The sequence below is a fragment of the Thermohalobaculum sp. genome (assembly GCF_058622915.1).
Map to the genome: position 1 here is coordinate 1 of NZ_JBZSYN010000212.1, position 13,941 is coordinate 13,941.

Here is a 13,941-nt window from a genome sequence, read left to right on the forward strand (position 1 = left end):
GCGTGGGCATTTGCTGGGATCAGTGGTTTGTCGAGTGCTCCAGAGCGATGGCTCTGCGGGGCGCGGATATTCTACTTTATCCGAGCGCTATTGGATCGGAGCCCGAGCACCCGGAAATCGATACCAAAGATCCCTGGCAGCGCGTTATGACCGGCCAGGCAGTTGCCAACGCGGTTGTCGTCGCGGCGGCGAATCGAATCGGTAACGAGTGAGCCGCCGCTCGGCCTGCGGCGTGAGCGGCTTTCGGGGCTCGGTCGTCAGGTAGGCATAGGCGCGCAGCTTGGCGCGCCCGACCCGGCCGCGGATCTGGTAGAGCTGCGCCAGCCCGAACATGTCGGCGCGGTGCACCACCAGCGTGTTGGCTCTGGGTATGTCGAGCCCCGACTCGATGATCGTGGTCGACAGCAGCACGTCGAACTTGCCGTCGTAGAAGGCGTTCATGCGGGCGTCGAGCTCGCTCGCCGGCATCTGGCCGTGGGCGACGACGTAATTTACCTCGGGCACATGCTCCTTGAGGAAGTCCTCGGCGTCGGCCAGGTCGGCCACGCGCGGCACCACGAAGAAGCTCTGCCCGCCGCGGTAGTGCTCGCGCAGGAAGGCGTCGCGCACGACCACCGCGTCGAACGGCGTGACATAGGTGCGCACCGCCAGCCGGTCGATCGGCGGCGTCGCGATCAGCGACAGCTCGCGCACCCCCGACAGCGACAGTTGCAGCGTGCGCGGGATCGGCGTCGCCGTCATGGTCAGCACGTGCACGTCCGAGCGAAGCTCCTTCAGACGCTCCTTGTGGGCGACGCCGAAATGCTGCTCTTCGTCAATGATCAGAAGGCCCAAGTGGCAGAACTTCACCTTCTTGTTGAGCAGCGCATGGGTGCCGATGACGATGGGGATCGAGCCGTCCTCCAGCCCCTTGCGCGTCTCCGCCGCTTCCCTGGCCGTGACGAAGCGCGAGAGCTGGCGCACCTTGAGCCCGGTGCCCTGGAAGCGCTCGCGGAACACCTGCGCGTGCTGCCGGGCCAAGAGCGTCGTGGGGCAGACCAGCGCCACCTGCGCGCCCATGTTGGCCGCGGCGAAGGCGGCGCGCAGCGCCACCTCCGTCTTGCCGAAGCCGACATCGCCGCAGATCAGCCGGTCCATCGGCCGGCCCGAGCCGAGGTCGGCCATGACGTCCTCGATGGCCTTCTGCTGGTCCTCGGTCTCCTGGTAGGGGAAGCGCGCGGCGAAGCGGGCGTAGGGCGCGCCGTCCGGCTCGATCACGTCGCCCTCGCGCAGGGCGCGCTCGGCGGCGACGCGGATCAGCTGGTCGGCCATCTCGCGGATGCGCTTCTTCATGCGCGCCTTGCGGCCCTGCCAGGCGGCGCCGCCCAGGCGGTCGAGCTCGCCCTCCTCCTGGCCGTAGCGGCTGAGCAGCTCGATGTTCTCGACCGGCAGGTAGAGCTTGTCGCCGCCCTGGTACTCGAGGCCGAGGCACTCGTGCGGCGCGCCGGCCGCGGTGATGGTCTCGAGGCCGAGATAGCGCCCGACGCCGTGGTCGATATGCACCACCAGGTCGCCCGGCGTCAGCGACTGGGTCTCGGTGAGGAAGTTCTCGGCCCGCCGGCTGCGCCGGGCGCGGCGGATCAGGCGCTCGCCGAGCACGTCCTGCTCGGAGACGACCGTGACCGCGCCCGCCTCGTGCGGCGCCTCGAAGCCCTGCTCGAGGCCCCACACGATCAGGTTCAGCCCGGGCCCGACCTCGCGCCACCTGGCGATCTCGCGCGCGCCCTCGATGCCGTGGTCGGCGAGAAGCGCGGCCAGCCGCTCGCGCGCGCCCTCGGAATAGGAGGCGATGACCACCGGCCCCTGCGCCTGCCGGGCGCGCACATGCTCGGCCAGGGCCTTGAAGACGTTGACGCCCTCCTGCCGCCGCTCGGGCGCGAACGAGCGCCCGACGCGCCCGCCGGCATCGCTCACCCCGGGCCCCGGCGGCAGGCGGTTGGGCGAGAAGGCCCGGGTCTCGCGCGCGGCCAGCGCCGCGCTCCAGTCCGCCTCGGCCAGGTAGGTCAGCTCGGGCGGCACCGGGCGATAGAGCACGTCCGCGCGCGCCGGCGCCTCGGCCGCCTCGCGCCGGGCCTCGTAGTGGTCGCGGATCATGTCGAGCCGCACCTTGCAGGCCTCGCCCGCCTGGTGGTCCAGCGTCACCGGCGCGCCGGGCAGATAGTCGAACAGCGTCTCCATGCCGTCATGGAACAGCGCGATCCAGTGCTCCATGCCCTGGTACTTGCGGCCCTGGGAGACCGCCGCGTAGAGCGGGTCGTCGAGCCTCGGCGCGCCGAACAGCTCGCGGTAGCGGGTGCGAAAGCGCGCGATCGCCGGCGGGTCGAGGATCACCTCCGAGGCGGGGGCGAGCTCGACCCGGTCGATCCGCTCGACGGTGCGCTGGCTCTCGGCGTCGAAGCGCCGGGCGCTCTCCAGCACGTCGCCGAAGAAGTCGAGCCGCACCGGGTTGGCCTGCCCCGGCGGGAAGATGTCAATGATGCCGCCCCGGACCGCGAAGTCGCCGTGCTCGATCACCGTCGAGGCGCGGTTGAAGCCCATGCGGGCGAGCCAGGCGATCAGCGCCTCGACGTCGACCTGCCGGCCGGCCTGGGCGATGAAGCTGGCCTCGGCCAGCGTGGCGCGCGGCGGCACCCGCTGCGTGGCGGCGTTGAGCGTGGTCAGGATCACCGCCGGGCGGTCGAAACCGTGCGCCAGCGCGGCCAGCGTCGCCATGCGCGCGGCGGCGATCTCGGGGTTGGGCGAGACCCGGTCATAGGGCAGGCAGTCCCAGGCCGGGAAGCTGAGCACCGGCAGCTCGGGCGCGAAGATCCCCAGCGCCTCGGCCATCGCGGCGGCGCGGGCATCGTCGCGGGCGACGTGGATGACCGGCCCGGCGGTGCGCGTGACCAGCCTGGCGACGAGCTGCGCGTCGAGGCCCTCGGGCGCGCCGCCGACCACGGCGGCCCCCGGCGCGATGTCGGCGGGGCGCGCGTCCCGGATCTCGGGGGCGGTCTCTTGGACGTCAGTCATCGGCGCCGAGGTAGCGTCAGGCGGGGCCCGCCGCAAGTGTTAACGCGTGCGGCGAAGCGCGGCCAATTGGCCCGGTTAACTCTTATAGGTCTTATATAAGACATGTAGGAATTTTCCGCCGCCCGCGGGCTATCCAAGGCGCAGGTCCTCGTCGCCGAGCGGCGCGAAGGCCGGGGCGACGAAGTCGGAGGTCGCGCCGCCCAGGGTCGGCGGATCCCAGCGCGGCTTGTTGTCCTTGTCGACCAGCACGGCGCGCACGCCCTCGTAGAAGTCGGGCCGGGTCATGCAGAAGCGGGCGAGCCGGTATTCCAGCCGCATGCAGTCCTCGAAGCTCAGCTCCGCCCCCATCGAGAGTTGGCGCTGCGCGATGCGCGTCGAGGTCGGGGACTTGGCGAGGATGGTCTCGCGCTGGCGCTCGGCCCAGTCGCTGCCGGCGTTGCCGAGCGCCTCGAGGATCAGCTCGACACTGCCGAACGAGTAGAGGAAGTGGATGTCGCGGACGTGGTCCAGCTCGGCCTCCACCTCCCAGCGCAGGCCGGCGCGCGCCAGCGCCGCGCGCCAGTCATCGCCGGCCCCCGCCCAGTCGAGGCCGTGGGCCAGGAAATCGACCAGGGCGGACAGCCGCGAGGACTCCAGGATACAGTCGCAAACCCCTGCGAGAACGTTGTTTTCCCCGGTCAGACGACTTCCCGTCAGCGCCAGCCACATGCCCAAGCTGCCGGGCAGCCGGGGCAGGAACCAGGTGCCGCCGACGTCGGGGAACAGCCCGATCCCGGTCTCGGGCATGGCGAAGACGGTGCGCTCGGTGGCGACGCGCAGGCTGCCGTGCACCGAGATGCCGACACCGCCGCCCATCACGATCCCGTCCATCAGCGCGATATAGGGCTTCGGGTACCGCTTGATCCTGGTGTTCATGCGGTACTCGTCGGCGAAGAAGGCGAAATTCGCCCTGCCCCGCTCGCCGCCGGGCCGGCCGGCCTCGTAGAGCGCGATGGTGTCGCCGCCGGCCGAGAAGGCGCGCTCGCCCTCGCCGCGCACCACGACCGCCGCGACGGCCGCGTCGGTGGCCCAGGCGTCGAGCTGGCGCTCGAGATCCAGCACCATTCGGTGCGTCAGCGCGTTCAGCGCCTTGGGGCGGTTCAGCGTGATCAGCCCGATGCGCCCCACGGTCTCGAACAGGATCTCGGCCATGCCACTTGCCCCGCCGGGTGCTGCGTGCGAGTTTCCGGCCCACGTTACGAGGAACGCCCGCGATGCTGCAACCCGCCCCCTTCCCCGCCGCGCGCCCGCGCCGGCTGCGCCAGGCGCCGTGGATCCGCGCCCTGGTGGCCGAGCGGGCGCTGGCCCCGGCCGACCTCATCTGGCCCTGCTTCGTGATCGACGGCGAGGACCGGACCGAGCCGGTCGAGTCGATGCCCGGCGTCGAGCGGCTGAGCATCGATCGGCTGGTGGCGAAGGCGGCCGAGGCGCGCGCGCTGGGCATCCCCGCCATCGCGCTGTTCCCCTACACCGACCCGGCGCGCAAGACCCCGGGCGCCGAGGAGGCGTGGAACCCCGAGAACCTGGTCTGCCGCGCCACCCGCGCGGTGAAGGCGGAGCTGCGCGACCTGGGCGTGATGCTCGACGTGGCGCTCGACCCCTACAACTCGGACGGCCATGACGGCATCGTGCGCGGTGGCGAGATCGTCAACGACGAGACGCTGGTGGCGCTGGAGAAGCAGGCGATCGCGCAGGCCGAGGCCGGCTGCGACATCCTCGGCCCCTCGGACATGATGGACGGGCGCATCGGCGTGATCCGCCGGGCGCTGGAGGAGCGCGGCTTCCACAACACGCTGATCATGTCGTATGCGGCGAAATACGCCTCGGCCTTCTACGGGCCGTTCCGCGAGGCGGTCGGCTCGGGCGGCGCGCTGACGGGCGACAAGAAGACCTACCAGATGGACCCGGCCAACTCGGACGAGGCGCTGCGCGAGGTCGCCGCCGACATCGCCGAGGGCGCCGACATGGTGATGGTCAAGCCGGGAATGCCCTATCTCGACATCTGCCGCCGCGTCGCCGAGGAGTTCCGCGTGCCGACCTTCGCCTACCAGGTGTCGGGCGAGTACGCGATGCTCAGGGGCGCCATCGACCGCGGCTGGCTCGACCGCGACAAGACCATCCTCGAGGCGCTGACCGCCTTCAAGCGCGCGGGCTGCGCCGGGGTGCTGAGCTATTTCGCGCTGGATGCGGCGCGGCTTTTGCGGGCCCAGGGCTGATGGCGGTGGAGCTGGCGCACCTGGAGCACCCGGCGGCCGAGGGACAGACCGCGCCGCCCTTGCTGATCGCGCACGGGCTGTTCGGCTCGGCGCGGAACTTCCACACGCTGGGCCGGCGCCTGGCCACCAACCGCCGCGTCATCATGGTGGACATGCGCAACCACGGCCAGAGCCCGTGGGACCGGCGCCACACCTACCCCGCCATGGCCGAGGACCTGGCCGACGCCGTCGAGCGGCTGGCCGGGGGAACGGCCGCGGTGCTGGGCCATTCCATGGGCGGCAAGGCGGCGATGGTGCTGGCCGGGACCCGGCCCGAGCTGGTCGAGGCCCTGGTGGTCGCCGACATCGCCCCGGTGCCCCACGAGCACACACATCTGGGCTACATCAGGGCGATGAAGGCAGTGGACCTTGCGCGCGTGAGCCGCCGTTCGGACGCCGAGCCGGCGCTTGCCGAGGCGATCCCCGAGGCGACGCTGCGCTCGTTCCTGTTGCAAAACCTCGTGGTCGAGCACGGGCGGGCGCACTGGCGCATCAACCTCGACGCGCTCGAGGCCAACATGGACGCGCTGCTCGACTTCCCCGACCTGCCCGAGCCGGCCTATCGCGGGCCCGCCTATTTCCTGCACGGGGGCAAGTCGCCCTACGTGCCGCCCGAGACGCATCCGCGCATCCGCGCCCTGTTTCCCGCCGCCCGGATCGAGGCGCTGCCCGGTGCCGGCCACTGGCTTCACGCCGAAGCGCCGGACGCCTTCATCGACAAGGTCGGCGGCTGGCTGGCCGGGGTTTAGCCGGCGCCGGCGGCGTCAGGCTCAGCGCCCCGCGCCGAGGGTCTCCAGCGCGCTCGGCTCCGGGCTGGCTTCCGCGACCGGCCGGAAGGTCCGGAGAGCGTCGCGGTAGTGCCCGATGACCTCATCGAGCACCGTCGGCCAGTGATGCTCGGAGAGCGCGCGGCAGCGTGCCGCCGCGCCCATGCCGGCGCGCAGCCCGGGGTCCGCGGCGAGCCGCAGGAGTTGCTCGGCATAGCCCTCGGCCCCGGCTTCGGGACGCGACAGCAGGCCGCTCTCACCGTGGCGCAGGTAGCTGCGCGGGCCGGGGACATCGGCGACGAGGCAGGCGAGCCCGGCGGCCATGCCTTCGAGCGTGACGTTCGCCGCCGCCTCGGTAACGGAGGGATTGAACAGGATGTCGGCGCTGGCAAAGGCGCGGGCGAGGTCCTCGCCGGTCTGGTGGCCCAGGAAGACGGCCCGCGGCAAGCGCGCCTGGAAGCGGGCGCGCTCGGGCCCCTCGCCGACCACCAGGGAGTGCAGCTTGGGATTTTGCGCGGCGGCGCGGCGCATCGCCTCGGCGAAGACGTCGATGCCCTTCTCCAGCACCAAGCGCCCGACGAAGGCGACCACCACCTCGTCGTCGGCGAAGCCCAGCCCGCGCCGCCAGTCCATGTCGCGCCGGTCGGGGCTGAAGAGCGCGGAGTCGACGCCGCGGCCCCAAAGCCTGAGCTCGCGGCCGATGCTTTCCTGGCGCAGCTCCTCGATCATCGAGTGCGTCGGCGCGTAGAGGTGGACGCAGCGGGCGTAGACCCAGCGCATGTAGCGCCGAAGGTACTTCTCCGTCCAGCCGAGGCCGTAATAGCGCGGATAGGTGTCGAAGCGGGTGTGAAACGAGGCGACGGCCGGAATCCCGTGCCTGCGCGCATAGCGCAGCGCCATCAGCGCGACCAGGTCCGGCGTGGCGACGTGGATCAGATCGGGGCGAAACGCGTCGAGCCGGGCCCGGGCGCGCCGCGTGAGGCCGAGCCCCAGGCGGTATTCGCCGCGCCGGCCGGGCAACCTGACCGAGGGCAAGGGGACCAGCCTACCGGTGTGGCTGAAGGCGGCCTCGGGCGCCGTGGGCGCAAAGACCAGGACGCGGTGGCCGCGCGCGATCAGATGCGCGACCAGCATGTTCTGCGAGCGCGCCGCGCCATCCAGCATGTAGTTGTAGTTGCCGGAGAACAGCGCAATGCGCAAAGGCCCCTCCGGCGCCTCGGCCGGGGGGGCAGCGATTTGTTCGGCGGTCGCGCTCTCGGACATGCCTGGCCCCGCGGTTTCCGGTGCCCGCGTTCTTTACGCGCTCGCGGGGGCGGGCTCAAGCGGGAGCGTCATCACGCCGCCCCCGCCGACGGGGAAAAGAGCGGCCGCAGCCGCGAGGTCAGGCAACTTCCCGGGCCCGCTCGCCGGCCAGCGCGAGGATGTCGCGCATGATCCGGTTCACCTCGAAGTCCTTGGGCGAATAGACCCGCGCCACGCCCATCTCGCGCAACCGTTGCGCGTCGGCCTGCGGGATGATGCCGCCGGCAACCACCGGCAGGTCCAGCCCGGCGGCGCGCAGGCGCTCGAGGACGGCGCCGATCAGCTCCAGATGGCTGCCCGACAGGACCGAGAGGCCGAGCACGTGGGGGCGCTCGGCCAGGGCCGCCTCGACGATCTCGGCGGGGGTGAGGCGGATGCCGTCGTAGAGCACGGCGATGCCGCAGTCGCGCGCGCGCACGGCGATCTGCTCGGCGCCGTTCGAGTGGCCGTCGAGGCCGGGCTTGGCCACCAGGAAGGTGAGCCGCCGGCCGAGGCGGGCGGAGACGGCGTCAACCTCGGCGCGCAGCTCGTCCAGGCCCTCGGCCGCATTCGACATGGCCCGGCCGACGCCGGTGGGGGCGCGGTACTCGCCGAAGACGCTGCGCATCGCCCAGCCCCACTCGCCGGTCGTCGCGCCGGCCTTCGCGGCCGCGATCGAGGGCGGCATGATGTTGCGGCCCTCGCGCGCGGCGTCGCGCAACGCGGCCAGCGCCGCCTCGACGGCGCCCGCATCGCGCTCATGGCGCCAGGCCTCAAGACGAGCGATCTGGTCGGCCTCGACGGCGGGGTCGACGACCAGGATGCCGCCCTCGCCGGCCGCGAGCGGGCCGGGCTCGGTCTCGGTATGGCGGTTGACGCCGACCACGGTGGTCTCGCCGGTCTCGATGCGGCGCAGACGCTCGGCGTTCGAGTCGACCAGGCGCGACTTCATGTACTCGATGGCGGCGACCGCGCCGCCCATGGCCTCGATATGGGCAAGCTCGTCGCGGGCGGCGGCCTTCAGCTCGTCGACCTTCGCGGCGACGGCGGGGTTGCCGTCGAACAGGTCGGCGTATTCGAGCAGATCGGTCTCGTAGGCGAGGATCTGCTGCATCCTCAGCGACCATTGCTGGTCCCACGGGCGCGGCAGGCCCAGCGCCTCGTTCCAGGCCGGAAGCTGCACCGCGCGGGCGCGGGCCTTCCGCGACAGCGTCACGGCCAGCGTCTCGAGCAGGATGCGGTAGACGTTGTTCTCGGGCTGCTGCTCGGTGAGGCCGAGCGAGTTCACCTGCACGCCATAGCGGAAGCGGCGCAGCTTGGCGTCCTCGACGCCGTAGCGGACGCGGCAGATCTCGTCCCACAGCTCGGTGAAGGCGCGCATCTTGCACAGCTCGGTGACGAAGCGCAGCCCCGCGTTGACGAAGAACGAGATGCGCCCCACCACGGTGGGGAAGTCCTCGGCCGGCACGCGGGCGCGGGTGTGGTCGAGCACGGCCGTGGCGGTGGCGAGCGCGAAGGCGAGCTCCTGCTCGGGCGTCGCCCCGGCCTCCTGCAGGTGGTAGGAGCACACGTTCATCGGGTTCCACCGCGGCACCTCGCGGTAGCAATAGGCGGCGACGTCGCCGATCAGCCTGAGCGAGGGCTCGGGCGGGAAGATGTAGGTGCCGCGGCTGAGATATTCCTTGACGATGTCGTTCTGCACGGTGCCGGTGAGCCCGGCCGGGTCGGCCCCCTGCTCCTCGGCCAGCGCCAGGTAGAGCGCCAGCAGCCAGGGCGCGGTGGCGTTGATGGTCATCGAGGTGTTCATGCGCTCAAGCGGGATGCCCTGGAAGAGTGCGCGCATGTCGCCCAGGTGAGAGATCGGCACCCCGACCTTGCCGACCTCGCCGCGGGCGAGCTCGTGGTCGGAGTCGTAGCCGGTCTGCGTCGGCAGGTCGAAGGCGACCGAGAGCCCGGTCTGGCCCTTGGCCAGGTTGGCGCGGTAGAGCGCGTTCGAGGCCGCGGCCGTGGAATGCCCGGCATAGGTGCGGAACAGCCAGGGGCGATCTTTGGTGTCGGTCATGCGGCGGCCCTCAGCACGGGTTCGAAACGTTCGATCGAGGCAATGACGGTCGAGGCAATGACGGTCGCCTCGCTGGCATCGAGATTGCGCAGCGGCACGCGCAGCCCGAAGCGGCACGCGGCGACCTGTCGCCGCCGCCGCCGCGCATGTCCGGGATGGCGCTGTGCCGGTGCATCTTTCATCCGCCCTGATTCGACCGCCCCTGTCCGGATGCGTATAGGAGATTTTGCGATGCAGCGCAAAATCCCTCGCAATATTCTTTCGCGATGGTCCTGGGCTACGACAGATCGGCCCGATTTCACCGCCGGCGTTGCCGCCGGCGGTTTCGCTTGGCCTGCGCCTCTCGCCGTTGCAAAATATTTATGCCGCATCGCACAAGGCCCTTGCGTGAAAAGCGTTGAAATGTCAGTAACTGATTCTTCGGCATATTGAAAATAAGTTGCGCAACTTTGTTGCGCATCCGGAGCGGAAGATGGAGCGAGACATGGACGGCGCCACGATCGCGCAAGCCCAGGGCGAGACACCGACCAAGGACCTCTACGACGTGGGCGAGATCCCGCCGCTGGGCCACGTGCCCAGGCAGATGCACGCCTGGTGCATCCGGCGCGAGCGGCACGGCCCGCCCGAGGAGGCGATGCAGCTCGAGATGGTGGAGACGCCCCAGATCGACTCCAACGAGGTGCTGGTGCTCGTGATGGCCGCGGGCGTGAACTACAACGGCGTCTGGGCGGGGCTGGGCCAGCCGGTCTCGCCCTTCGACATCCACAAGGCGCCGTTCCACGTCGCGGGGTCGGATGCCTCCGGCGTGGTCTGGGCGGTGGGCGACAAGGTCAAGCGCTGGAAGGTCGGCGACGAGGTGGTGATCCACTGCAACCAGGACGACGGCGACGACGAGGAGTGCAACGGCGGCGACCCGATGTTCTCGCCGTCCCAGCGCATCTGGGGCTACGAGACGCCGGACGGCTCGTTCGCGCAGTTCACGCGGGTGCAGTCGCGCCAGCTCATGCCGCGGCCCAAACACCTGACCTGGGAGGAGTCGGGCTGCTACACGCTGACGCTGGCCACCGCCTATCGCATGCTGTTCGGCCACCGGCCGCATACTTTGAAGCCGGGCCAAAACGTGCTGGTGTGGGGCGCCTCGGGAGGGCTCGGCTCCTTCGCCATCCAGCTGGTGAACACGGCGGGCGCCAACGCCATCGGCGTGATCTCGGACGAGGCCAAGCGCGACTTCGTGCTGGAGCTGGGCGCCAAGGGCGTGATCAACCGCAAGCAGTTCGACTGCTGGGGACAGCTGCCGACCGTCAACACGCCTGAGTACAAGACCTGGTTCGGCGAAGTGCGCAAGTTCGGCAAGGCGATCTGGGAGATCACCGGCAAGGGCGTCAACGTGGACATGGTGTTCGAGCACCCCGGCGAGGCGACCTTCCCGGTCTCGACCTTCGTGGTCAAGCGCGGCGGCATGGTGGTGATCTGCGCCGGGACCACCGGCTACAACCTGACCATGGACGCGCGCTATGTCTGGATGCACCAGAAACGCATCCAGGGCAGCCACTTCGCCAACCTGATGCAGGCGAGCCAGGCCAACAAGCTGATGGTCGAGCGGCGCATCGACCCGGCCATGTCCGAGGTGTTCCCCTGGGCCGACATCCCCAAGGCGCACACCAAGATGTGGCGAAACGAGCACAAGCCCGGCAACATGGCGGTGCTGGTCTCGGCGCCGGTGACGGGGCTGCGCACGCTGGAGGACGCGCGCGAGGCGGGGCCGGGAATGGCGGGCTGACGCTCGCCCTGCCCCGTCGGCGCCTGTCGGGCGGGCATCGGGCGCCGCACGCCGTTGCGCCGCGCGGCTTCCCTCCCGTGGGGGATCCCTTGTAGACAGGCCGCATGCCCGAGCCCGCCCCTGCCCCCGCCATGCCCGAGTTCTCCGCCGAGCAGGCGCGCGCCTGGACCACGCTGGCCGCGCGGCTGGCGGCGCATGGGGTCGACCTCGAAGCGGGGACGACGACGGCTGAGACGGACCATGCCGGCCCCGGCGAGGTGATCGCGGTGACCGGCAAGGCCGGCTCGGGCAAGACGCTTCTCCTGGCGCGGCTGGCGGCGCGGCTCAAGGAGTGCGGGCTGGCGGTGATCCGGCCCGACTACGAGGCGAAGCGGCGCACCCGGCGCTCGTTCGCGGTGCTGGCGCCGACCAACAAGGCCGCGAGCGTGCTGAGGCGGCTGAAGGTGCCCGCCACCACCATCCACCGCGTCGTCTACACCCCGGTCTACGACCCCGAGTTCCAGAAGGTCGCCGACTGGCTGGAGGGCGAGCGCAAGACCAGGCCCGAGGTCGAGGGCCTGAGCGCGGAGGCGCTGGACCGCGCCGAGGCGTCCTATCGCGAGCACGGCTCGGTCGCGGGGGCGCTGGCGGCGGCCGGCGTGCGCAGCGCCGATTTTATCAAGGGCTGGACGCGCCGCGAGGAGCCTCTCGACATCGCGCTGGTGGACGAGGCCTCGATGATCGACGCCGAGCGGCTCGACGACCTGCGCCAGCTGTTCCGGCTGATCGTGCTGTTCGGCGATCCGGCGCAGCTCGCCCCGGTGGGCAGCCAGGGGCACATGGTGTTCGAGAGCCTGCCCGAGGGGCGCCGGCTGAACCTGGCCCAGGTGCACCGGCAGGCGGCAGACAACCCGATCCTAGCGCTGGCGCATGCGCTGGGCGAGCCGGCGCTGACCTTCGCCGACTTCGAGGCGCAGGTCCGCGCCGCGGCGCAGGACGACAGCCGGGTGCGCATCGCCGAGAGCGCCGACGCCGACTTGATGTGCGACAGCCCCATGCTGGTGTGGCGCAACCGCATCCGCGCCCGGCTGATCGCCGCTTTCCGCGCCGCCCATGGCATCCCCGACGACGCGCTGATGCCGGGCGAGCCGCTGATCTGCGACGGGCTGGAGCTGCCCATGAAGCTGCGCAAGCAGAGGATCGAGCTGGAGATGCGCGGGCTGATCAAGGGGGCGCAGGCGACCTATCTGGGCCCGGGCAAGCGGCCGGGCTTCGTGCGCGTCAACGTGCACGGCGCCGAGGAGCCCGGCATCGGCGTCGCCGCCATCATCCAGATCGAGCGGCCAGACGGGGGCGAGCCGCTGCTGGTCTCGGCCGCGCGCGCCGGGGCGGTGTTCCTGCACGGCGCGGCCTGCACGATCCACAAGGCGCAGGGCTCGCAATGGCCGCGCGTGCAGGTGTTCGCGCCCGACCTCTATGCCGCGGCGCGCTCGGGCCAGGAGGAGGCCGGGCTGCCACTGTGGCGGCGGCTGGCCTATGTGGCGATCACCCGCGCCGAGGACCAGCTGGTCTGGGTGACACGCTACAGGATGGCGCGCCCGGCGCAGCCGCTGGGCGGCCGCGAGTGAGCGGACCGGACCGCGGTCCGGACTGTCGCGCCCGCCCCGCGACGGCGAGGCTCGGGCACGGGCGACGGCGGCTCTTCGCGCTACAATCGCGCTAATGATCTGGCCGGGCTGGGCTTTTTTGCGGCTTGTACCCGGCGGCGATTGACCTATAACATCCCCACGTCGCCACGGGGCCCGCCCCGGAAAGGGCGGGACAGCCCCGGCGGCTGAACCAGAACAGTACGGGAGGAAGCTGTGTCATGAGCTATCTCGGGAAACTCACCACTGGCGTCGCGCTCGGGGCAAGCCTGATCGCGTTGCCGCTGGCGGCGTCCGCGCAGAACACGATCACGCTCGGCGCCGCGATCTCGCTCACGGGCAAGTACTCGACCAACGGTCTGCATGCCCAGCGCGGGTACAACTTCGCGGTCAAGAAGATCAACAACAGTGGCGGCATCAAGGTCGGCGGCAAGACCTACAAGCTGGCGATCAAGTACTATGACGACGAGTCCACGCCGGCGCGCGGCGCCCAGCTCGCCGAGCGGCTGATCTCGCAGGACGGCGTCAAGTTCATGCTTGGACCCTACTCCTCGGGCATGACCAAGGCGATCGCGCCGGTCTCGGAGAAGTATCACATCCCGATGGTCGAGGCCGAAGGCGCCTCGCGCTCGCTGTTCAACAAGGGCTACAAGTACCTGTTCGCGGTGCTCTCGACCTCCGAGAAATATCTGGCCCCCGCCGTCTCGCTTGCAGCCGACGAGGCCAAGAAAGCCGGCAAGGACCCGTCGAGCGTGAAGGTCGCCATGGCCTTCGAGAACGACCCCTTCAGCCAGGACGTGCGCGCCGGCGTCACGCATGACGCCAAGCAGTACGGCATGCAGATCGTCATCGACGACCAGCTGCCGCGCGACCTGTCGGACATGTCGGCGACACTGACCAAGGTGAAGGCGCTGAAGCCCGACCTGTTGATGGTATCGGGCCATTCCAAGGGTGCGGCCACCGCGGTGCGCCAGATCGGCGAGATGGACATCCACGTGCCGATGATCGCGATCACGCACTGCGAGGCGGCCAACGTGACCGGCAAGTTCGGCAAGACCGCCAACGGCATCCTGTGCCCGACGCA

Annotated in this window: 12 protein-coding genes; 7 read left to right on the forward strand and 5 right to left on the reverse strand. The window is 70.8% G+C overall.

The window, feature by feature from the left end:
* Positions 1-47: 47 nt before the first annotated feature.
* The gene (locus tag AC32QD_RS16410; RefSeq protein WP_492011598.1) at positions 48-212 is read left to right on the forward strand and encodes a hypothetical protein; all 165 of its coding nucleotides are present in this window, start codon (positions 48-50) and stop codon (positions 210-212) included.
* Here AC32QD_RS16410 and AC32QD_RS16415 read toward each other — a convergent pair.
* Positions 145-3,048, reverse strand: a complete 2,904-nt coding sequence (locus tag AC32QD_RS16415; protein WP_492011587.1) for a transcription-repair coupling factor — start codon at positions 3,046-3,048, stop codon at positions 145-147. The two genes, AC32QD_RS16410 and AC32QD_RS16415, sit on opposite strands and share 68 nt — an antisense overlap.
* A 129-nt stretch (positions 3,049-3,177) precedes the next feature.
* The gene (locus tag AC32QD_RS16420) at positions 3,178-4,239 is read right to left on the reverse strand and encodes an enoyl-CoA hydratase/isomerase family protein (RefSeq protein WP_492011588.1); all 1,062 of its coding nucleotides are present in this window, start codon (positions 4,237-4,239) and stop codon (positions 3,178-3,180) included.
* Between the two features lie 62 nt (positions 4,240-4,301).
* Here AC32QD_RS16420 and hemB point away from each other — a divergent pair, with 62 nt between their 5' ends.
* The gene (gene hemB, locus AC32QD_RS16425; RefSeq protein ID WP_492011589.1) at positions 4,302-5,303 is read left to right on the forward strand and encodes a porphobilinogen synthase; all 1,002 of its coding nucleotides are present in this window, start codon (positions 4,302-4,304) and stop codon (positions 5,301-5,303) included.
* Positions 5,303-6,091 carry an alpha/beta fold hydrolase gene (locus AC32QD_RS16430; protein WP_492011590.1) on the forward strand — a complete coding sequence of 263 codons (789 nt, stop codon included), beginning with the start codon at positions 5,303-5,305 and terminating at the stop codon, positions 6,089-6,091. Before hemB ends, AC32QD_RS16430 begins: the two co-directional genes overlap by 1 nt.
* A gap of 21 nt (positions 6,092-6,112) precedes the next feature.
* On the opposite strand, the gene AC32QD_RS16435 is transcribed toward AC32QD_RS16430, so the two are convergent.
* The 3 genes from AC32QD_RS16435 to AC32QD_RS16445 all read right to left on the reverse strand — a co-directional run bounded on the left by AC32QD_RS16435 (position 6,113) and on the right by AC32QD_RS16445 (position 9,634).
* Complete coding sequence (locus AC32QD_RS16435; protein ID WP_492011591.1) at positions 6,113-7,309, reverse strand: glycosyltransferase family 4 protein; 1,197 nt, start codon at positions 7,307-7,309, stop codon at positions 6,113-6,115.
* A 181-nt stretch (positions 7,310-7,490) separates the two neighbouring features.
* Positions 7,491-9,452: a methylmalonyl-CoA mutase family protein gene (locus AC32QD_RS16440; RefSeq protein WP_492011592.1), complete on the reverse strand. Its 1,962-nt coding sequence runs from the start codon at positions 9,450-9,452 to the stop codon at positions 7,491-7,493.
* Positions 9,449-9,634 carry a hypothetical protein gene (locus AC32QD_RS16445; RefSeq protein ID WP_492011593.1) on the reverse strand — a complete coding sequence of 62 codons (186 nt, stop codon included), beginning with the start codon at positions 9,632-9,634 and terminating at the stop codon, positions 9,449-9,451. The genes AC32QD_RS16440 and AC32QD_RS16445 overlap by 4 nt, the downstream gene beginning before the upstream one ends.
* A 49-nt stretch (positions 9,635-9,683) precedes the next feature.
* Here AC32QD_RS16445 and AC32QD_RS16450 point away from each other — a divergent pair, with 49 nt between their 5' ends.
* The 4 genes from AC32QD_RS16450 to AC32QD_RS16465 form a co-directional block, all read left to right on the forward strand.
* Positions 9,684-9,884, forward strand: a complete 201-nt coding sequence (locus AC32QD_RS16450) for a hypothetical protein (protein ID WP_492011594.1) — start codon at positions 9,684-9,686, stop codon at positions 9,882-9,884.
* Between the two features lie 40 nt (positions 9,885-9,924).
* The gene (gene ccrA, locus AC32QD_RS16455) at positions 9,925-11,232 is read left to right on the forward strand and encodes a crotonyl-CoA carboxylase/reductase (RefSeq protein ID WP_492011595.1); all 1,308 of its coding nucleotides are present in this window, start codon (positions 9,925-9,927) and stop codon (positions 11,230-11,232) included.
* 104 nt (positions 11,233-11,336) lie between these two features.
* A complete protein-coding gene (locus tag AC32QD_RS16460; RefSeq protein ID WP_492011596.1) occupies positions 11,337-12,839 on the forward strand; it encodes an AAA family ATPase in 1,503 nt (500 codons plus the stop codon).
* A 239-nt stretch (positions 12,840-13,078) separates the two neighbouring features.
* Positions 13,079-13,941: amino acid ABC transporter substrate-binding protein (locus AC32QD_RS16465; RefSeq protein ID WP_492011597.1), on the forward strand; the 863-nt coding region annotated here is incomplete at its 3' end.